The organism is Jiella soli, from assembly GCF_020615385.1.
Lineage (GTDB): Bacteria > Pseudomonadota > Alphaproteobacteria > Rhizobiales > Rhizobiaceae > VKMB-3413.
On the sequence record NZ_JAJAVB010000022.1, the window covers coordinates 40,997 to 61,113 of the forward strand.

22 protein-coding genes are annotated in these 20,117 nt (G+C 65.4%); 14 read left to right on the top strand and 8 right to left on the bottom strand.

Annotation, left to right across the window (positions count from 1 at the left end; all coding sequences use genetic code 11):
- Window positions 1–112 precede the first annotated feature (112 nt).
- Window positions 113–424, top strand: a complete 312-nt coding sequence (locus tag LH400_RS11750) for a type I restriction-modification enzyme R subunit C-terminal domain-containing protein (RefSeq protein ID WP_370638387.1) — start codon at window positions 113–115, stop codon at window positions 422–424.
- A 133-nt stretch (window positions 425–557) separates the two neighbouring features.
- Entirely contained in the window at window positions 558–1,031 is a 474-nt protein-coding gene (locus LH400_RS11755; RefSeq protein ID WP_229152877.1) for a GreA/GreB family elongation factor, read from the top strand.
- A gap of 158 nt (window positions 1,032–1,189) precedes the next feature.
- Here LH400_RS11755 and LH400_RS11760 read toward each other — a convergent pair whose 3' ends face one another.
- Window positions 1,190–1,534, bottom strand: a complete 345-nt coding sequence (locus tag LH400_RS11760; RefSeq protein WP_370638377.1) for a DUF6481 family protein — start codon at window positions 1,532–1,534, stop codon at window positions 1,190–1,192.
- A gap of 511 nt (window positions 1,535–2,045) precedes the next feature.
- Entirely contained in the window at window positions 2,046–3,212 is a 1,167-nt protein-coding gene (locus LH400_RS11765; protein WP_229152880.1) for an Mrp/NBP35 family ATP-binding protein, read from the bottom strand.
- A gap of 201 nt (window positions 3,213–3,413) precedes the next feature.
- Between LH400_RS11765 and LH400_RS11770 the strand changes: the two genes are divergently transcribed.
- On the top strand, window positions 3,414–4,190 hold the full coding sequence (locus LH400_RS11770) for a HugZ family pyridoxamine 5'-phosphate oxidase (protein WP_229152881.1): 777 nt from the start codon (window positions 3,414–3,416) through the stop codon (window positions 4,188–4,190).
- Window positions 4,191–4,250: 60 nt separating this feature from the next.
- On the opposite strand, the gene LH400_RS11775 is transcribed toward LH400_RS11770, so the two are convergent.
- From LH400_RS11775 to LH400_RS11795, 5 genes are all read right to left on the bottom strand, one after another.
- The gene (locus LH400_RS11775; protein WP_229152882.1) at window positions 4,251–4,577 is read right to left on the bottom strand and encodes a hypothetical protein; all 327 of its coding nucleotides are present in this window, start codon (window positions 4,575–4,577) and stop codon (window positions 4,251–4,253) included.
- A 166-nt stretch (window positions 4,578–4,743) separates the two neighbouring features.
- Window positions 4,744–5,031, bottom strand: coding sequence for a YMGG-like glycine zipper-containing protein (locus tag LH400_RS11780; RefSeq protein WP_229152883.1), 288 nt, complete (start codon window positions 5,029–5,031; stop codon window positions 4,744–4,746).
- Window positions 5,032–5,129: 98 nt separating this feature from the next.
- A complete protein-coding gene (locus tag LH400_RS11785; RefSeq protein WP_229152884.1) occupies window positions 5,130–5,423 on the bottom strand; it encodes a hypothetical protein in 294 nt (97 codons plus the stop codon).
- A gap of 321 nt (window positions 5,424–5,744) precedes the next feature.
- Window positions 5,745–6,722: a PAS domain-containing sensor histidine kinase gene (locus tag LH400_RS11790; protein ID WP_229152885.1), complete on the bottom strand. Its 978-nt coding sequence runs from the start codon at window positions 6,720–6,722 to the stop codon at window positions 5,745–5,747.
- Window positions 6,723–7,023: 301 nt separating this feature from the next.
- Window positions 7,024–7,818, bottom strand: a complete 795-nt coding sequence (locus tag LH400_RS11795; RefSeq protein WP_229152886.1) for a response regulator — start codon at window positions 7,816–7,818, stop codon at window positions 7,024–7,026.
- Window positions 7,819–8,116: 298 nt separating this feature from the next.
- Between LH400_RS11795 and LH400_RS11800 the strand changes: the two genes are divergently transcribed.
- The 6 genes from LH400_RS11800 (at window position 8,117) to LH400_RS11825 (ending at window position 10,882) form a co-directional block, all read left to right on the top strand.
- Window positions 8,117–8,335 carry a NepR family anti-sigma factor gene (locus tag LH400_RS11800; RefSeq protein ID WP_229152887.1) on the top strand — a complete coding sequence of 73 codons (219 nt, stop codon included), beginning with the start codon at window positions 8,117–8,119 and terminating at the stop codon, window positions 8,333–8,335.
- Window positions 8,336–8,342: 7 nt separating this feature from the next.
- Window positions 8,343–8,894: a sigma-70 family RNA polymerase sigma factor gene (locus LH400_RS11805; protein ID WP_229152888.1), complete on the top strand. Its 552-nt coding sequence runs from the start codon at window positions 8,343–8,345 to the stop codon at window positions 8,892–8,894.
- 147 nt (window positions 8,895–9,041) lie between these two features.
- The gene (locus LH400_RS11810) at window positions 9,042–9,395 is read left to right on the top strand and encodes an ElaB/YgaM/YqjD family protein (RefSeq protein WP_229152889.1); all 354 of its coding nucleotides are present in this window, start codon (window positions 9,042–9,044) and stop codon (window positions 9,393–9,395) included.
- A gap of 3 nt (window positions 9,396–9,398) precedes the next feature.
- Window positions 9,399–9,851: a hypothetical protein gene (locus tag LH400_RS11815; RefSeq protein ID WP_229152890.1), complete on the top strand. Its 453-nt coding sequence runs from the start codon at window positions 9,399–9,401 to the stop codon at window positions 9,849–9,851.
- 67 nt (window positions 9,852–9,918) lie between these two features.
- A complete protein-coding gene (locus LH400_RS11820; RefSeq protein ID WP_229152891.1) occupies window positions 9,919–10,368 on the top strand; it encodes a host attachment family protein in 450 nt (149 codons plus the stop codon).
- A gap of 130 nt (window positions 10,369–10,498) precedes the next feature.
- Window positions 10,499–10,882: a hypothetical protein gene (locus tag LH400_RS11825; protein WP_229152892.1), complete on the top strand. Its 384-nt coding sequence runs from the start codon at window positions 10,499–10,501 to the stop codon at window positions 10,880–10,882.
- A gap of 339 nt (window positions 10,883–11,221) precedes the next feature.
- Here the strand turns inward: LH400_RS11825 and LH400_RS11830 are convergent, their stop codons facing one another.
- Complete coding sequence (locus LH400_RS11830) at window positions 11,222–12,193, bottom strand: diacylglycerol/lipid kinase family protein (RefSeq protein WP_229152893.1); 972 nt, start codon at window positions 12,191–12,193, stop codon at window positions 11,222–11,224.
- A gap of 226 nt (window positions 12,194–12,419) precedes the next feature.
- On the opposite strand from LH400_RS11830, the gene LH400_RS11835 reads away from it, so the two are divergent.
- The 5 genes from LH400_RS11835 to LH400_RS11855 all read left to right on the top strand — a co-directional run bounded on the left by LH400_RS11835 (window position 12,420) and on the right by LH400_RS11855 (window position 19,939).
- Window positions 12,420–12,590, top strand: a complete 171-nt coding sequence (locus tag LH400_RS11835) for a DUF1328 family protein (RefSeq protein ID WP_229152894.1) — start codon at window positions 12,420–12,422, stop codon at window positions 12,588–12,590.
- 177 nt (window positions 12,591–12,767) lie between these two features.
- The gene (locus tag LH400_RS11840) at window positions 12,768–14,639 is read left to right on the top strand and encodes a PRC-barrel domain-containing protein (RefSeq protein WP_229152895.1); all 1,872 of its coding nucleotides are present in this window, start codon (window positions 12,768–12,770) and stop codon (window positions 14,637–14,639) included.
- 217 nt (window positions 14,640–14,856) lie between these two features.
- Window positions 14,857–16,263, top strand: coding sequence for an efflux RND transporter periplasmic adaptor subunit (locus LH400_RS11845; protein WP_229152896.1), 1,407 nt, complete (start codon window positions 14,857–14,859; stop codon window positions 16,261–16,263).
- Window positions 16,260–19,487, top strand: coding sequence for an efflux RND transporter permease subunit (locus LH400_RS11850; RefSeq protein WP_229152897.1), 3,228 nt, complete (start codon window positions 16,260–16,262; stop codon window positions 19,485–19,487). The genes LH400_RS11845 and LH400_RS11850 overlap by 4 nt, the downstream gene beginning before the upstream one ends.
- Window positions 19,488–19,765: 278 nt before the next feature.
- A complete protein-coding gene (locus tag LH400_RS11855; protein WP_229152899.1) occupies window positions 19,766–19,939 on the top strand; it encodes a hypothetical protein in 174 nt (57 codons plus the stop codon).
- Window positions 19,940–20,117 lie beyond the last annotated feature (178 nt).

Here is a 20,117-nt window from a genome sequence, read left to right on the forward strand (position 1 = left end):
TCGCCTTCGACGCCTCGCAGCTTTCGCGCCGCGACGAGGCGATGCGCAAGGCCTTCGCCCATATCCAGGCGCAGCAGAAGGCCTTGGAGGAGAAGGACGGGGAGCTGAGACGATCGCGCGGGCGCGCGAGTCGAGCGAGGGCTTCGGCCGCTTCGTGCGCTCGCTCGTCGGCCTCGACCGGCAGGCGGTGAACGAGGCGTTCGGCGAGTTTCTCGCCGGTGGTGCTGCGAGCGCCGACCAGATCGAATTCGTCGGCCTCATCGTCGAGCATCTGACGGCACAGGGCGTGATGGATCCGGGCCTGCTCTACGAGAGCCCCTTCACCGACATCGCGCCGCAGGGGCCGGAGAACGTCTTCGACATGAAGCGGACCGACCGGCTGTTCGAGGTGATCGATGCGTTCAACGCCAGCGCGGTGGCCTAAGTCGGGCGCGTGCGGGAATGTACCGCACCGGATTTCCCGGAGATCTCATTTCCTGAGAGAATGGGGTCGCCTCGCCTTGTCACGACGCGCTGATCTGCTGATATATTCGGAGATTGAGCAGGATTGGAAATCGATGAGCGTCGCCTTCGTCAAGGAACCGAACGAGGATCAGGTCGAGGTGCTGCCCGACCGCGATCTCGGGACCGATCCGAACATCGTGACGCCGCGCGGGCTTCGCATGATCCGCGCCGAGATCGAGGCGTTGGAGGCGCGGCGCGAGGCGGCGCAGCGGGACAATGACAAGGTCTCGCTGGCGTCGATCAATCGCGACCTGCGCTACTGGCAGGCTCGCCAGAAGACGGCCGAGGTCGTGGACACGGGCCGCGAGACGCCGGACACGGTCCAGTTCGGCACGCGCGTCCTGATCGAGCGCGACGACGGCCGCACGCAGACCTTCACGATCGTCGGGATCGACGAGGCCGATCCTGCGACCGGCTCTCTCTCCTATTTGTCCCCCCTCGCCCGAAGCCTGATCGGCAAGGAAGTGGGGGACGTCGTGCGGGCTGGCTCCAGCGACGCGGAAATCGTCTCGATCGAATGCCGCTGAGGAAGTGGACGGGCTCCAACGGGACGGCGGTCGCGTTCGCATGACGAGAACCCGGCTGTCGCATCCACGGTGCGGGGCATTCCACCGCGGAAGACGAGCGACCAGATCGGGGGATCGCCTAAACTGGCGGGCCTACCCTCGCGCTCCCGTGCCGCGAGTTATCCCTGTCCCTTCCGCGCCTTGCGAGCCGCATAGCGCTCGTCGCGAGCGGCCTTGCGAGCCGCCTCGTCTTCGACCATCTGGTTGATCAGCCTGTTTTCCTCGGCGCTCTTGGCGGCCTTTTCGGCTTCCTGACGCTCGGCTTCTTCGCGCGCGAGCTTCTCGGCCTCTTCCCGCTTGGCGGCTTCGCGTTCCTTACGAGCGGCTACGACGGCGGCGCGCTCGGCACGACGGGCTTCGACGGCGGGATCGTCCTTCCTCGCCTTCATCTTTTCCAGAAGCGCCGCCTTGGCATCCTTCGCCGCTGCGCGCCGTTCTACGAAATCCGCATTCTTGGTCTTCAAGCTGATTGAACCATTCATTGTCTGGAGGGGGAGCCGGCCCACGCCGGCAGGTCGTGTCCGACCTACGCCTTCACGGCCGCGACATCAACTGCAGAGTCCCCTCAGATCAAGCAAAGTTGCTCCAACCACGTCAAAGGATGCTGGAAGGAACGATCCGCGTCGTCTCCAGCCGGGAAAGCCGCGCAAGAACCCTCAGCGGCGAGCCGGCGCGAGCGTCGATTGAGTCCGCAGAATTTTTCTTGTCTGTTTTGACCTCCCGGTCTTTCCAGCGCCGCCTTGCCGCGCGTGCGACGGCGGCCCCCTGCCCAACGGCCTCACCATGCGACCGCGACATGATCCGCCAACAGGTGCTCGAAAGGCGCAACGAGGCACTACATCCCCTGCGCTTCCTCTCCCGCGGAGAAACCCGGTCCGGACACGCCGACGGATGGTCCCGCCGCTGGCGCCGCAGAGACCTGCGAACATCAGCGGCTGCCGGCGCGGGAGTCAACCACCTGCGCCGGCCGGGATCTCACTCGAAGACGATCTTCGGCGCCTGCGGTGCGCCGGCGCCGCTAGACAACTGCGCCAGGACGCGGGCGGCCATGTCCTTGTAGACGCGCGCATGCGGCCCGTCGGGATCGCCCACGACGACCGGACGCCCGCTGTCGGAGGTCTCGCGGATCGCCATTTCCAGCGGCACCTCGCCGAGGAACGGCACGCCAAGCCGCTCGGCCTCCGCCTTCGCTCCGCCATGGCCGAAGATGTCGTAGCGCTTGCCCGTGTCGGGGGCGACGAAATAGCTCATGTTCTCGACGATGCCGAGGACGGGCACGTCGACCTTGCGGAACATGGCGAGCCCCTTGCGCGCGTCGATCAGCGCCAGATCCTGCGGGGTCGAGACGATCACCGCGCCGGCGAGAGGCACCTGCTGGGCCATGGTCAGCTGCGCGTCGCCGGTGCCTGGCGGCATGTCGACGACGAGAAGGTCGAGCTCGCCCCATTCGACCTCGCGCAGCATCTGGGTCAGCGCCGACATGACCATCGGCCCGCGCCAGATCATCGGCGTCTCCTCGTCGACCAGGAGCCCCATCGACATCGCCTTCATTCCATAGGCGTCGAGCGGGACGATCGTGCGGCCTCCGGCCGAGCGCGGCTTGTCCCTCAGCGCCAGAAGCCGCGGGATCGAGGGACCGTAGATGTCGGCGTCGAGGATGCCGATTTTCATGCCCAGCGACTGGAGCGCCAAGGCGAGATTGACCGCCGTGGTCGACTTGCCGACGCCGCCCTTGCCCGACGCAACGGCTATGATCTTGTCGATGCCCGGAACGCCAGGCTTCTGGGCCGCCGGTCGCTGCGGCTGCGGCTGCGGCCCGCCGGATCTTGCGGCGGGTGGCGCGGGCTGCCGGGGAGCCGCCGCCGGGCGTGCCCCTGACGAGGGGCCCGCCGCCTTCTCCGCCGTCAGCGCCACCATGGCGCTCGTGATCCCCTCGACCGTCTTCACCCGCTGTTCGATCTCGCGGCAGAAGGACTCGAAGCGCTCGGCCTCGGAGGCGGGAACACTCAGTGAGAAGAAGGCCTTGCCGTCGGCGATGAAGATCTCCGAGACGAGCCGCCGCCCGACCACGTCGCCCTTGCCGTCCGGCGCGTCCATCTCGCGCAATATCATGAGGATCGCGTTCTTCTGTGTCTCGCTCAAATCGGAACTCCCTTGTCGCTCCCGCTGATATCGTGTGCGAACGCGAAGTTCCAACCGTCAAGCAATCCAGCGGGCGGCGTGTGTGGACCCACCGGGCTATGGCGGGGCGTGCCGATCGACAGACGCTGCGCTATCTTTCGCCGCATGAGCGATCCCATCGACCCTTCTCCCGATCTCGACATCCCCGCAGGAGGGAAAGACGTGGAGGCCCCCGCCGGAGGACCTCCTCCCCTTCTGCAGCCGGTGGACGACGCGGCGCGGCAGCTTGCGAGGCGCCTGATCAGGGGCGCACGTCATGGCGCTCTCGCCGTCCTGCGTCCCGCCGACGGCTTTCCCGCGGCAAGCCGCGTCCTCCTCGCCAGCGACTTCACCGGGCGGCCGATCCTTCTCGTCTCAGGGCTTTCGCTTCATGCCAAGGCGCTGGCGAACGACACGCGATGCTCGCTGCTGGTCGGCGAGACCGGCAAGGGCGACCCGCTTGCCCACCCGCGGCTGACGGTCTTTGCAGAGGCGCGTTTCATTCCGCCCGAGGACCACAGCCGAGAGGGCCTCAGAGAGCGATTTCTGGCCCGTCACCAGAAGTCCGCGCTCTATGCCGACTTTCCCGATTTCCGTTTCGGCGTGCTGGAACCGCTGGGCGCGGCTTTGAACGGCGGCTTTGCCCGCGCTTTCGAACTGACTGCGGACGATCTCCTCGACGAGACGCTCGAGGGACTCGAAGCTGCGGCACTGCGCGCCCGCGATCACATGAACGCCGATCATGGCGACGCCGTCGACATGATCGCGTCGCGGCACGTAGGGGAAACGAAGACCGGCTGGCGGATTGCCACCCTCGACCGGACCGGGTTCGAGATCGTGCGCGGCGACACCCTGCACCGGATCGAGTTTCCCGGGGGGCCCGTTGCCGCGGGCGGTTATCGCGACGTCTTCGTCGAACTGGTCAGGCAGGAAGATCCGAGCAAGAACGCGACGGATTGATTTCGGAGGGAGCGCAGCCGTTTGCAAGCCTCAGAACCGCCTTCTCCACAAACCGGTTCCTCAGCCGGAATAGCCCTCCGGGCAGGCAGCGAAAAATCGCCGGTTGTCGCGTCGGCGGTAGACGCATTCTCCGGGCGAGTTGGCGGCAAGGCCTATGACCTCGTCTCCCGGTCCGACCTCAGGCTTTGGGATCGTCCCCACGCGGAACGGTGCGGTCTCGGCGCCTTCCAGTCCGAAGACGGCACCGAAGACCGGCGGGAGGCGTGCCGTACCGTCGGTGCAGCCGGTTACGACGAGACCAGCCGCCAGCACACCGGCGAGTATCAGCCATCGCCTTGGGGCCGCCTTGCCGTCCTCGTTCGACCAACCCGTCCGCCCGTTCGTCATGCCATTTCTCCGCCCGGCCCTTGCCGTCCCGTCACCGGCACGGGCTTCGCCCGAGCCTTGCAGGATGGACTACAGCGCCATCTCTGCACGGCTCGGCGACCGTCCATGAAAATGCCGCCAGGACTGAGCCCTGGCGGCACATTATGCATCAATTTCGATCGAGGGATCAGTACCCTTCCGGGCACCGATAGATGTTGCCGTCCGAATAGCGGCAGTAGCCCGGGCGCTGCTGCGAACGTCCGACGACGTTACCGGCAATGGCGCCAGCCCCTGCGCCAAGCGCGCCGCCGATCAGCGCTCCGCGAGCATTGCCCGTGACGCCCGCGCCAATGGCCGCGCCGCCCAGGCCGCCGAGCGCCGCACCGCCGGCGGTGTACCGGTCCTCGGTCGTGCAACCGGAGATGAAAGCCATCGTCATGAGGCCGGCGACGGCGAATGTCAGTTTCTTGATCATGAACTACCTCTCACAGGAAAACGCGTCCCCTAGATGCGGAAGGATAGAGCGAAATGGCGGTTCGTCACCTGATTCATTCGCGCCAAGGTAAATTCCGGTCAGCGCGAGGCGACCAGATTTGGTTCTTCCCCTTCGAACCTGATCGCCAGCTGCCCATCCTTGCTCACCGACCAGTCGAGCGAGGCCGAGCGCTCGAACACATCCTCGGTGACCGCCTTGCAGGCGCCGAATACCTTGCGGTCGGCTGCGCCGCTCAGGCGAATCTGCAGAGACAGATTCTGCTGGCACTCCTGCACAGACTCATAGGCAGGAACCGGGACCGGAATTTCCTTGCAGACGGAAACATCGCCGGTGCAACCAACAAGCAACATGAATGCAGCTATATGTTCCATTGAGACCTCTCCTTTGGGAAGAGAACGGCCTCGCCTACCGTTCGTTCCCGAGCGGGAGCGTCAGGCATTCACAAGTTCGTGATTTTTCGGGGCGGAACGATTGACTGCCCTATGCGTGACGCAATCGGCCGATGTTGCCGCCATTTCATTGCGATCGCCTGCCACGACAATCGCCCGCCAGCGAGTTCATCTGCTCTGGACGATGTCCGTCGCGCGTTCTGATAAGAACGGCGACTGTCCCGCGATGGTTGCAGAACCCCGCGACACAGGTCGGCAGCTTGGCGGTATTGGGTGCCGATCGCCGCAGCGAGCGCGTCCTGTCTAGTCGACGATGACGGGCCCGGTGATCTCGAACTGGGCCTCCGGGATCAGCAGCGTGTAGCGGATGCCGGCCGGAAGGTACTCCAACTCCGCCGTGCCGCCGACGGCATTTGGCACGATGCGCTCCAGCGTAGAGGTTCCGAAGCGCGCATCGCGCTCGGCCCGGACCCGAGGGCCGTTATGTTCCTGCCAGACCAGGACGAGCATGGTCTCGCCCTCGATCTCCTCGAATTCGGCTTTGATCGAGACACTGCCGCCGGGAACCGACAGCGATCCGTAGGACGCGGCGTTCACCGCGAGTTCGTGAAGGGCGAGCCCGACATGCAGCGAGGCCGTGGGCGAGAGGTAGATGTCGACCGCCTCGAAAGCGATCTGGTCCATGCCATCGGGAGCATAGCGCTCGACCTGCGTCGTCACGAGACTGCGAAGATCGGCGCCCCGCCAGTCGGCGTCCGTCACGATATCCTGCGAGTAGGACAGCGACTGGATCCGGCCGCGGAACCTGACCAGGAATTCCGGAACCGTGAGGGAGTGGCGGGCGGTCTGGCTCGCAAGGCTCTGAATGATCGCCAGAAGATTCTTCGAGCGGTGCGACAACTCCCGCAACAGCGTCTTGAGCGTCTCTTCGCGGCGCTTCTGCTCGGTAATGTCGAACGACGTGCCGATGATGCCGCAGACTTCGCCCTCTTTGTCGCGGTCGACATCCAGCCGGATGTCGTACCACCGCAACGACCCGCCGCGCGCGATCGCAAGCTCGAAGCGGGCCGGGCGATGAGTGCGCAGCACCTCGCGCTTCACCGCCATCGATCGGTCGGCTGCCGCGACCGACAACAGCTCGGCGTCGGTCATGCCTTCACGAGCATCCTGCAGCCAGGATTCGCCCCCATTACAAACCCAGGAATATCGCAGCTCGCAGTCTTGCGTGAACACGGACATCTCCGTGTTGCCGATCGCTCGCAAGACTTTCTCTGCCAACATCAATTAACGCTCGAACAAAGGTCGGTCGCAGCGGAGTCCGATCCACACGGCCGACGATACCTACAGGGCCAGAAGGAGCACCGGACGCTTGCCGTTACGCCCTGGGCTGCACCAAGACGCGTCACCCCCGCTGCCTGAAGATTCAACACCGCCGGCCTGTTGAAGTTCCGGCCGGATCGGCGCGAATGGCGCGATCCGGCCAGTTCCGAAGAAGCGCGTGAACCGCAGCGACATGGGTCTCCTCCGACGGCGAAATCCCTGGCGAATGACCCGTCCACGACCGCTTCTTGCCTGAACGGCCTCAGGCTGCGGCTCGCTTGTCGCCCTCGAAGAACAGCGCCTGGCTGATCAGCGCCTTCACCATGTCCGGATTGAATGGCTTGGTAACGAGGAAGGTCGGCTCCGGCCGCTCACCGGTGAGGAGACGCTCCGGGAAGGCGGTGATGAAGATCACCGGCACCGACACCTGCGCCAGGATGTCGTTGACCGCGTCGATGCCCGAGCTGCCGTCGGCAAGCTGGATGTCGGCGAGGACCATTCCCGGGTTCTGCTTCTCGAACAGCGCAATCGCTTCCTTGTGGGTGCGGGCGATACCGGTGACGCTGTGCCCGAGGCTCTCGACCATCTGCTCGATGTCCATCGCGATCAGCGGCTCGTCCTCGATGATCATGATGTTTGTCGAGACTTGGCGCCCGATATCGGAACTCGCCTGGTCGATCATGCGCGAGAACTCGGCCTCGTCGGTGCCGAGGATCAGCGCCGCCTCGTCAGTGGTGAAGCCTTCCACCGCCACGAGCAGGAAGGCCTGCCGGGGCAGCGGCGCAATGGCCCGCAGATTGCGCGAGGTGCGCTCTTCCCAGGCCGAGGACGGCGCATCCTCGCGGATGTTCACGTCCAGCGACTGCCAAAGCGAGGAGAACAGCTTGTAGAGGGAGATCCGCGGGGAGCGGTCGTCGGGAAAAAGGCTCGGATCGGCGATCAACGCTTCCAAAACGGCCGCGACATAGGCGTCGCCGCTGGCTTGAGACCCTGTAAGAGCCCGGGAATAGCGCCTCAGATACGGAATGTGCGGCGCTATGCGGGATGACATCGACATGAATACTCCCCTCGTGTCGACCAGAATGACGGCAATCGGTTCAGAATGTCGCCGGGATCAAAAAGTTCCGCTCGATGGAACTTGGCCCTGGCTCGAGAGTTGAGATGGTGCCGGACCCTGGAACGAAAAGAGCAGTAACGAAATTTGCGATCGATCGGCATGAGACGCCTTGAGGCGGGCGCCAGGGATTTTATTTAGGCTCGGACGAAGGCGCAGTCGGATCCGACCGGCGCACTTTTCTGTCCAACTGGCCGGCATGCATTCGCTGCCGCCTTGAGGGGATGCTTCGAGACCTAACATGGATGATCGCGAGACCAAGGACGACATGTTGCAGACGACCCACGCTCAGCGATCTCAGGCGGGATCTCCAGATCTCGGGGCCAATGCAGCCATCGGGCGGCGCTTGAAGGCCTATTATGACGACGTGGCCAGTGAACCGGTCCCGGACCGTTTCCTGGCTCTCCTGGATGCGCTCGACAAGGCGGAATCCGACTCGGAAAACTCGGGCCGCAAATAGGGTATTGATGAGCGAACAGACCGACTTCAGGCGGGAATTGATTGCGATCATTCCCAACCTCAGGGCCTTTGCGGCCTCGCTCTCCGGGTCGTTCGACCGCGCGGACGATCTGGTGCAGGAGACCCTCGTCAAGGCCTGGGACAAGCAGCACACCTTCCAGCCCGGCACCAATATGAAGGCTTGGCTGTTCACCATCCTGCGCAATGAGTTCTACACCCAGATGCGCAAGAAGGGCCGCGAAGTTCAGGATGTCGACGGCATCCACGCGATGCAGCTGGCCGGCCATCCCGAGCAGCAGGGTCATCTGGACCTTCAGGACTTCCGCAAGGCGCTCGACATGCTTCCCGACGACCAGCGCGAGGCGCTGATCCTGATCGGTGCCTCCGGCTTTTCCTACGAGGAAGCGGCCGAGATCTGCAAATGCGCCGTCGGAACGATCAAGAGCCGGGTCTCGCGCGCCCGAACCCGGATCGGCGAGATCCTCAAGATCGAAGGGGATGGCGATTACGGTCCGGATTCGATTTCATCCCAGATCATCGGCGTCGCGCCGGCCGCGTAGCCGTCGGCTGCCGCACCAATCCTTTCGCCCCGCGATGGAACCTCACGAAGGCGAGATGGTTTCGAACACGACCACCTTTCCGGTGCCGTCCAGGCGCCGGGACGAAGTCCAAAGCGATTAAACCGAACCGACGAGGCAGTCTGCATCATGGCGTCCGATACCCCTTCCAACGATTTCACGCCCGGCAGCGCGACGGGGTCGACCGGCCCCGAGGTGCATAAGTCGGACCTCGAGACCCAGATCAACCGCCTGCGCGAGGACGTATCCGGCCTCAGCGACGCATTGAAATCGATGGCTCAGCAGCAGGCCGACGACGCCCGCAAGCAGGCCTATGCCCTGCGTGACGACGTGCGCGACCGCGGCGAGCGCTATTGGCGCCAGGCGCAGGACACCGCTTCCGAGCTGGAAGAAGAGATGAGCGAGCGCATCCGCACCGAGCCGATCAAGAGCGTGCTGATCGCCGCCGGCATCGGGTACCTCTACGCGCGCCTGTTCCGCTAAGCGATGATTGGGCAACTCGTCGCCAAGCTGCTCACGGGAGAAGCCGGCGTCTACATCGCGCGGATGCAGCGGCTGGCGGTGCTTTATGCCGCCCTCACCGTCTTCCTCCTGATGATGCTCGGCTTTCTCCTCGGGGCGCTCTTCATCTTCGTCGCCGGCTATATCGGCAATCTCTACACGGCGCTTGCCTTCGCCGCGGGTTTCTTCGTTCTGATCCTGATCGCCTGGATCCTCACGATCATTGCCCGGCGTCCGCCTCGCAAGCGGGCGGATGACCGCCTGCAGCGCGACATCGCCTCAATTGCCAGCGTAGCCGCCCTGTCCAACATTCCGCTCATCTTTCAGACGGTGAAGAAGCGGAAGGGACTGCTGCTCGTCCCGGTCGCGGCCGCCACCGGCTGGGGCGTCTGGCGCGCGATTTCCTCCTATCGCGAACGGAGCCGTTGGGAGGATTGAGCGTTACCTTTAGGCGAGCGGTCTCTGGACGGCTCGCCAAGTCACGCAATCAGCAGGAGGCCCTCCCATGACCGGCCTTACCATCGATCATCAGACCTGGATTCTCGTCGCAGATGGCGAGAAGGCGTTGTTTCTCGAGAATACCGGGGACGCCACGTTGCCGAACTTCGCCGTTCGCCGCGTCGAGGAGCACGAGAACCCGCCGGACCGTGAACAGGGCACCGATAAGCCCGGGCGCATGGCCGATGATGCGCCAGGCAGCCATCGCTCCTCGGTGGCGGAAACCGATTGGCACGAGATCGAAAAAGACCGCTTCGCCCGCGAAGTGGCCGACATTCTCTACAAGATGGCGCATCGCAACCGCTTCAAGAAGATGGTCATCGTGGCACCGCCCCACATTCTGGGCGACCTTCGCCAGGAGATGCACAAGGAGGTGGCCGACCGGGTGGTTGGCGAGCTACCGAAGACGCTGACGAACCACCCGATCGACAAGATCGAGAACTTGCTGGCTGCCTGAACGGCGCTCTCAAAAAGTGCGGGAGGGTTGCCGCCGACCCGCACTCGAGACGAGACAGGCTCGGGAACCCCACACCCGCCGGCCGAGCGATATCCGCCGATCCCATCGGCGCTTCCGACAGGAGGAAGACATGTCCAATACGAATGATCCCAGCAAGGCCGGTGTGCTGCCTCTCGACACGGCGGTCGGCGGCGACGCCGACCAACCGGGCATCTCCCAGCCGGTGACCCAGGCCGAGGTCGACGACATCCTCAACGACCCGGACCTTCTGATGGAAGAGCGCCAGGCGCGCCTGCAGGAGTTGGCGGACCGGGTCGGCTACCGCGAAAACGTCGACCGCGGCGAGGAATTCGATCCGCTGGAAATGCAGATCAGCGAGGCGCTGAACATGCTGGCCCAGGGCGGGCATACCTATGGCACGCTGTCCGGCGCGGGGCTCGATCCCGAAAATCGCGCCGATGCGCGGGCGGCAGACGAACAGCCGGTCGAGGACGAGGACGGTCCGCGCCGTTGACCTCTTGTGCGCCGGCGCAGGATCCGGCGTTGGCGCATGGTCAGTTTTCGCCGCGTCATCGACAGATGAACAGCAAAACGAAGCCCGGTCGGCCCAAAATGGTTCGCCGGGCTTCTAGCATGATGGGGATCGGTACGGGTCGGCGGCCGCTGGTAATGTCCCGAGAGCGGTTAGGCTTGCGGGGACGGTGCTTTGCCGGCGATGGGCTGAGCCAAGGTCGGAGTTGTATCGGGCAACGCAGATCGCCCCTGTCTCGACGCCTCGGTGGGGGGAACCGCCCCGCCTGACGTCACACGATGATTCAGGCATCGGAATTGCGGACGAGCGAGCGTCCTTCACTCAGCTCCTGGCGGTGACGGCTTCCTTGTCCGCCGCCGTGTCCACGCTGCCGCCGCGTTGCGGAAGATAGGTTGCGTCCGAGGGAACGAGCACCTTCAGCGCCAGCGGCCGGATCTCCACCAGCGTGAGATCCTGAAGGCGAACGAGTTCGCCGTCCTGAACGGCCCGGTTGGAGTGGTTGTGGCCGGAATAGGCGATCTCGACCCGCTTCGCCGGCCTGACTGCGAGATCCCCATTGTCGCGCCAGCGTCCGGTCAGGATGTCGAGCGTCAATCGCATCACGCGGCGTACATTGCGCTGCGTGCAGATATAGACGCCGAGCTGCCCGCCGCGCGGATCGTCGGCGAAGGGAAGATGGCCGGCCCCATAGAGATTGTTGGAGATCGCGACGGCCGGCGATTTGAGGCGCTCCACCTTGCCGTCGACGTCCATCGTCAGTTCCACGAGCGGCAGCCGGCGCAGGGCCATCCAGATTGCGCGCGTCGTCGCCAGCATCTTGCCGACCTTCGAGCCGTAGTGGATGTGCTCTCGGAACCGCACCATCCTGGCGTGAAGCCCGACGGCGTACTGGTGGATGAAGGGCTCGCCGTTGACGGTCGCGATATCGACATCGGTCACCGTCCCCGAAGCCAGCGCCGCCACGGCTTCCTGAAGTTCCAACGGGATCTGCAGCGTCCGCGCGAAGAGGTTCATCGTTCCCGCGGGCAGGATGCCCAGCGCCACCTTCCGGCCCATAAGAGCCGCAGCGGCTGCGGAGACGGTGCCGTCGCCGCCGCCGACCAGGAGGACGTCGATATCCTCGCGCGCGGCGTGGCGCCGGATCGATTCCACGATCTCCTTTCCCGGGCCGCGCTCCACGGTGATCTGGTGGCCGTGGACCTGGAACTCGTCGCGAAGCAGGTCTGCCAGCCAATCAAGATCCGTCGTCTTCAGCGTGCCGCCATCGCGATTGAGGAGAACGAGAATATTCATGAAAGTCCCACCGGAGATGTGGACGCGAGCCGCCCGTGGCCCTCACTTAGGCAAGAAAGCCGCCGAGTCTAAGCCGCCGCTTCTGCAAAGGTGGTGAGAGTGCCTGCGCGGCGCGCGAAATGTCTGCGGACGAGAGAAAAGCCGTTGCCATTGGAACCGTCGCTGCAGGGAACCGTTCTGCAGGCGCTGCCGGGCAAAGATTTCGGCGCTCGCAAAGGAGCATTTCATGATCGAGTGGATCATCATCTTGCTGATCGTCGCGGCGATCGCCAGCCTTCTTGGGTTCCGCGGTGTCGCCGGCGTATCGGCGGGCATCGCGAAAATCTTGATATTCATAGTCCTGATCGGCCTTCTCTTGCTCATTCTCTTCGGCGTTCTCGCGATCAATCTCGCCTGACCCGCCTGCGCAAGTCTTCGCTGCTGCACAGGGCCGGCGAATTTTCAGGAAAACATGAAACGGCGGGGAACCGATCGCCGGCCAATTGATTTTCCGAGGTACAAAACCGCCCGGCATTCCGAACACGACTTCCGCCGCACGGTTCGTCTATCAACGTCATAGACAAAGGTGACCCAAATGATCCGCAAGCTATTCGCCACCACCGCACTCGCCGGCGTCCTCGCCGCCTCGAGCGCCTTCGCCCAGGACGCCCAGTCCTCCGATCAGAAGATGCAGCAGACGCCGGCAGCAACGCAGTCGTCAGGCGACGCGATGCAGCAGACGGGCGACGCGGCCGGCCAGACCGCTGCGGCCAACACGAACTTCCTCCAGAAGCTGTCGAACGACCAGTATTTGGCGTCCAACCTGACCGGTAAGTCGGTCTATCAGAGCGATGCGCAGGATGCCGAAAGCCTCGGCGACATCCAGAACTTCCTGGTCGGCAAGGACGGCAAGGTCGTCGCCGCGATCGTCGCCGCCGATATCAACGACCAGTCGAAGACCATCGCGATCCCGTTCGAGCAGATCGGCTGGACGATGGACCAGAGCAACGAGCCGCGCGCCGTCTTCAAGGGCGACGTGAGCGCGCTGGGTAGCGCCCCGACCTTCCAGACGCCGGAGGAGCAGGCTCAGGCCCAGCAGAACGCCGCCGCCACCACCGGCGCCGGTGCGACCAGTTCCACGGGCATGGCCCCGGCTGCCGGGACGAATGGCATGGCTGCGAGCGGGACCGCCACCACCGGTGACATGGCCGCCAGCAATGACGCCGGCGCGACTGCTACTACCGGCGACCAGCAGGCGATGTCCTCGGGCGCGCAGACCGACGGCGCGAATTCGCAGATGGACAATGCGAACGGCACCCAGACCGCTTCCGCCTCGAACGGCGACTATCCGGCTACCGTCGGTTCGGACCAGTTCCTGTCCGAGAACCTCATCGGAACGAGCGTCTATGGCGGCCCTGGTGAAGATGCCGATAATGTCGGTGACATCAACGATCTTGTCCTCGCCTCTTCCGGCCAGGTGGATGCGGCCGTCGTCGGCGTCGGCGGTTTCCTGGGCATCGGTGAGAAGGACGTGGCGCTTCCGCTCGACCAGCTGAGCGTGACCCGCGACCAGAACAATGATCTGAAGATTGCGGCTTCGCTGACCAAGGATCAGCTCGATCAGGCGCCGGAATTCGACAACAGCCGTGACGCCAACATGGCCTCCAACGGCGGCGCCACCGGCAATGCGATGGACGATGCCGGGAACAACGCCCAGCAGGCCGCCAACAACACTGGTCAGGCCCTCGATAACGCGGCCGACAACACCGAGCAGGCGGCCAGCAACGCGGCGAACGCGACCGGCAACGCCATGGACAATGCCGTCGACCAGACGCAGCAGGCCGCCAATGATGCCGGCAATGCGCTGAGCAATGCCGGTGCGGCGGCCACGGGCGCCGCGGCTGGTGCCGGTGCGGCGGCCACCAACGACATGGCGCAGGCCACCGCCACCGACGACAACACCACGACGGCTTCCACTGGCGGCGACAACAGGATGTCGCAGATGACGCCGGTTCAGGACAGCGAGCAGCTGACGGCCGACGACCTCATGGGCACGACCGTCTATGGTCCGAACGACGAGACCGTCGGTGACATTGGCGACATCGCGTTGAACGCGAGCGGCAAGGTCGACGCGGTGATCGTCGATGTCGGCGGCTTCCTCGGGATCGGCGAGAAGCCGGTAGCGGTCGGCCTCGACAATCTGAACTTCATGCGCGACGCGAACGGTTCGCTGTATCTGTACACGCAGTTTACCGAGGACCAGCTGAAGAACGCGCCGGAATACAACAAGGACACCTATGCCGAGAACCGCAACACGATGCGGCTCCAGGAAGGCGCTCCGCAGGCCGGCGCCTCGCAGTCGGGCAACACGATGGACCCGGCCGGCACCGCCGAGCCCCAGGCAGGTGCGGCCCCGGCTCCGGCTGGCGGCATGAACGACAACAGCGCCGGTACGTCGACGCAGTAATTCCCGTCAAATTCGACGGTTTAGGAGGGCTCGCCGGTTCGGCGGGCCCTTTTCGCGTCCGCTGACGCGCTACGGCGGTGCCGCATTTGTGAAGCCCTTGAACCGTAAGGATTACACTTCGTAACGCTGCGGCCGGGAAAGCTGCAACATTCTCCGGTAATGTCGAAAAGTGTATGGAGCCCTTCTCCGCGACAGCCACCCGAACATCCGAGCGCCCATGGCATTCCTGAAGCAGATCCTCGTGACCATTCTGGTGCTTCTCCTGGCCGGCGCGATCTATCTGAAGTTCGAGCCGTCAGCGGCGCGGCCCCTGCTCGAGTCCGACCTGCCCATCCCGCAGCAAGTCCGATCGCTCATCGTCTGGCTTGCGCCGGAGGCGAGCGGACCGGCCCCCGTCGCCGCGACCGAAGCCGGCTCGCGAGGCGGACGGGGCGGCCGAGACCGCGGCGCGACGCTGGTCGTTGCCGACCCGGTCGAGATCGGACGCACCCAAACGCAGATGCGCGCGATCGGGACCGGGGAAGCCGCGCGCTCGGTGACGGTCTATCCCGACAACACGACCGGGATCATCCAGTCGGTCGAGGTGGAATCGGGCGACGAGGTGAAGGCGGGCGATATCCTCGTGCGCCTGGAACGCCAGAGCGAGGAGGTGGCACTCGCCCGCGCGCAGATCGCCCTCGATTCCGCGCAGGCCAAGCTCGACCGCTACGAGAAGCTCGCCAAGTCCCGCACCATCACCGCGGTCGAGGTGAATGACGTGATCCGCGACCGCGACAATGCCAGGCTCGACGTGAAGACGGCGGAGATCACGCTCGGCAAGCGCGACATCCGCGCGCCGATCGCCGGTCGCGTCGGAATTCTGAAGGTCGACAAGGGCGACCTCATCACCAGCCAGTCGGTGGTGGCGACGATCGACGACCGCGATGAGATCAAGGTCGTCTTCTACACGCCGGAAAGCTTCGTCGAAGAGCTGAAGATCGGCATGCCGCTCAAGGCGATTTCCACCGCCCGGCCCGACAAGACCTATGAAGGCAAGATCAGCGCCATCGACTCGCGCCTCGACGAAGCGAGCCGGACACTGCGCACCGAGGCGATGGTGGAAAACAGCTCGGATGCCCTGAGGCCCGGCATGTCCTTTACCGTCTCGCTGTCGCTGGAGGGCCAGGAGTTTCTCTCGGTCGACCCGATGTCTGTTGTTTGGGAGCGAACCGGGCCGGTCGTCTGGAAGATCGCCGACGGCAAAGCGGTCAAGGTGCCGGTGGCGATCGTCGAACGCAGTATCGACCGGGTGCTGGTCTCCTCGAACAATCTCTCCGCAGGCGACCGCGTGGTGGTGGAAGGGATCCAGTCGGTCCGCGAAGGCGCGCCGCTGAAGATCCAGAACGAGGCCGGCCAGAACCGCGACACTCCGGCGCCCACCGATCGGGAAAACCGACCTGCGGCTCCGGCTCCCTCCGCCGATGGTTCCGGTGCGTCCGGCAAGGCCTCGGAGGCGGCAGCGGCGCAGAATGACGGCTTCGGCCTCGCGGCGGCCCATGCCGCAGTGCTCGGCGAGGGCGCCGCGACCCCAGCGGGGGATTCGCCGGCGAAGCCTGGGCCCGCCGGCGCGGGTGCCGATCGATGAAGGGCGAGAACCGGATCGACGGGCTGACCGCCTTCACCAGCCTCTTCATTCGCCGGCCGGTCCTCACCATCGTCATCAATCTCCTGATCGTCGTGGCCGGGCTTGCCGCGCTCGGAGCCGTCGAGATCCGCGAACTGCCGAATGTCGACCGGCCGGTGATCACCGTTTCCGTCGACTTCCAGGGCGCCTCGCCGGAGACGGTGGACCGGCAGATCACGGGCCAGATCGAAAGCGCCGTCGCGCGGGTATCGGGCATTGCCTCGGTTTCCTCGCAGTCGCAGTTCGGCTCCAGCCGGGTGACGATCGAGTTCACCGACAAGACCGACCTCAACGTTGCCGCGAGCGACGTACGCGATGCCATCGGCCGCATCGCCAAGGCCCTGCCCGAGGGCGCCGACGAGCCGCGCATCGTCAAGGCGGACGCCGACGCGCAGGCGATCATGCGTCTCGCGGTCACGGCCCCGGACATGAAGATCGAGGACCTGACGACGCTGGTGGACGATCGGATCGCCGACCAGCTCTCGGCCGTCGACGGCGTCGCCGACGTCCAGGTCTACGGCGATCGCGAGAAGCTGATCTATGTCGACATCGATCCCGACAAGCTCGCGACCCGCGGCCTGACCATGGGCAATGTCGCGACGGCGCTCGAAAGCGTCGCCATGGACGTGCCGGCCGGCTCCCTCGCTTCCCCGACCCAGGAGCTGATCGTGCGGGCGGACGCCAATGTCGACACGCCCGAGGCCTTCGAGAAGATCTATCTCAACGATCGCACGCGGCTCGGCGACATCGCCAATGTGCGCTTCGGGCCGGACCAGGAAGGCACGCAGCTGAGGGTCAACCAGATGACCGGGATCGGCCTCGGCATCGTGCGCCAGGCCGGCTCCTCCACCCTCGACATCTCGGAGGGCGTTCACCGGGAGGTCGAAAACCTCAACCGCACGCTGCCGGACGGGGTGAAGATCCAGGTGACCAGCGACGACGCCGTCTTCATCAACGGTGCTCTCCACGAGGTGGAACTCGCGATCGGCCTCGCCGTCGTGATCGTCGTCGCGGTGATCTTCCTCTTCCTGCTCAATCTCCGCGCGACCTTCATCCCTGCGGTGACCATGCCGATTGCGATGATCGGCGTCATCAGCTTCATCTATCTCCTCGGTTTCTCGATCAACATCCTCACCCTCCTCGCCCTGGTGCTGGCGACAGGCATGGTGGTCGACGACGCGATCATCGTCCTCGAAAACATCGTGCGGCGCAGGGACATGGGCGTGACGCCGCGGGCGGCGGCCGTGCTCGGCACGCGCGAGGTGTTCTTCGCGGTGATCTCGACGACGGCGACGCTTGCCGCAGTCTTCGTGCCGATTTCCTTCCTGCCGGGCCAGGCGGGCGGCCTGTTCCGAGAGTTCGGCTTCGTGCTCGCAAGCGCAGTCGTCATCTCCTCCTTCATCGCGCTGACACTCTGCCCGATGCTCGCCGCGCACTTCCTGAAGGCCCGCGAGGACGAGACGCGGCCCGGGTGGCTGGCGCGTTCGATCCAGTGGATCGGTGGCCGCCTTGCCGGCCTTTATGCGGTCGCCCTGCGGCTTTGCCTCACCTTTCCGCTGCTGGTCGTCATCGGCGCCGGGATCTTCTCCTTCGCCGCCTACACGGTCTTCAAGACTATGCCGCAGGAGCTGACGCCGTCGGAGGACCGCGGCGTCGTCCTGATGCGGATCTCCGCGCCGCAGGGAGCCAGCCTCGACTATACCAGCGCACAGGTGCGCCGCGTCGAGAACGTGCTGATGCCTTATGTGGAGAGCGGCGAGGCCGACAACGTCTTCGCCATGACCGGGCGGGGCGGCTCCAACTCCGCCTTCATCGTCCTGCGCCTCGTCGACTGGGCGGATCGCCAGCGCTCGCAGCAGGCGATCGTCGCCGAGATCAACGGCAAGCTGCGCGACATCGCTGGCGTCAGGGCCTTCGCCATCCAGCCGAACTCGCTCGGCATCAGAGGCGGCGGCCAGGGCCTGCAGTTCGCCATCGCCGGCCAGAGCTTCACCGACCTCGCCGAAAGCGCCGACACCCTCCTTGCGGCGATGCAGAAGGACGGGCGCTACGGTCAGGTGCGGCTGTCGCAGGACGCGACCCAGCCGCAGCTCTCGGTGAAGATCGACCGGGCGCGCGCCTCCGATCTCGGCATCAACATCACCGGCCTCGCCACAGCAATGCAGGCCGTGCTCGACGGCGACGAGATCGGCCGGACCTACATCCAGGACAAGGAAGTTCCGATCCGGCTGATCTCGACCTCAGATCCGGTCAACGATCCCGGCGACCTGCGCAACGTCTTCCTCAAGACCGAGGACGGCCGGGTCGTGCCGATGTCGTCGGTCGCGAGCGTCGAGGAAAAGCCGATCGCCCCCACGCTGTCGCGCGAGAACCGAGCCCGCGCTGTGGCGCTGTCGGCGCAGCTGCCGGACGGCTATTCGATCCAGGAGGGCTGGACCGACGTGCAGGCGCTGGCCAAGGGGATCCTGCCGCCGACCCAGCGGCTCGTCCCGCTCGCCGAAGCCGCGACCCTCGGCGAGACCAATAGCGGCCTCGCCATGGTGTTCGGCTTCGCGATCGTGGTGATCGTGCTGGTGCTCGCAGCGCAGTTCGAGAGCTTCGTCTCCGCCTTCATCATCATCGCCACCGTGCCGCTCGGCATCGCCTGCGCGATCTTCGCGCTGAACTTCTTCGGCGAAAGCCTCAATCTCTACAGCCAGATCGGCCTCGTCCTCCTGGTCGGCATCATGGCCAAGAACGGCATCCTGATCGTCGAGTTCGCCAACCAGCTGCGCGAGCGTGGCATGCCGCTGCGCGAGGCGATCGAGCAGGCATCGACGATCCGCCTGCGACCGGTGATGATGACCATGGTGGCAACGGTGGTCGGCGGCGTGCCGCTGGTGCTCGCCTCCGGCGCCGGCGCCGAGGCGCGTATCTCGCTCGGCTACGTCATCGTCGGCGGGCTCGGCCTCGCCACCTTCTCGACGCTGTTCGTCACCCCGGTCGCCTATCTCATCCTCGGCCGGTTCTCCAAACCCGTCGCCGAGAAGACCGCGGAGCTCAACCGCGACATCATCGCAGCCGACGCGGAATACGAGGCCGAATACGAGGGCCGCGGACACCTCCCCCCGGAGATCGCGCAGGCGGAGGACCGGGAGCGGCGCCCACGCGATCCCGGCGAAGGCGCGCTGGCGCCGGCCGAGTAGCCGCCGCCGGCATCGGCCCGGGCGTTCGAAATTTCCGGCAGCATTTTGCCGGGTCGAGGCGCCACCTCCTCTCGAGCGGTCCTTCGCCCTTGGCCGCTCGCCGCGAGCGATGCCCGCGCTGCCCATCCTCACGACGGCATCCGACCCGCTGCGCCGAGCGAACGCCCGACGCAGCGCCAGCCCTGTGACCCCCGTCACTGCGTCCAGCCTTTCCACTCCTCAGATTGGCGAGGTCACCACCGGCAACAGGCCGGGGCCGAGGATGGGAGCGGGTCGTCATGGGAGCGGTTTCGACGGGCATCAGGATGATCACGCTGGCAACCTGCCTGACGGCGCATCTGTCCGGATGGAACGGCATGACGATGAACGGCGTCCGCCGTGCCGTCGAGACGGTGTCGGGACTGAAGAGCGAGGTTCCCTCCGTCGCCCGCGCCGGCATGATCCAGGTCTGAACGTCCCGGAACAAGGTCGCCCCATCCTCTTCCCGGTCCTACGCCCGCCTTCCCTATCGACTGCCGAAGATCCGGCTTCCCGGAGTGCATCCGCGGCAATCGATAGCCGCGAAAAGAATTTGCCTCGGGTCCCGATCGCCGCGCGCGCGCCGCAGTCTGCGTGCTAGGGTCCCCCACC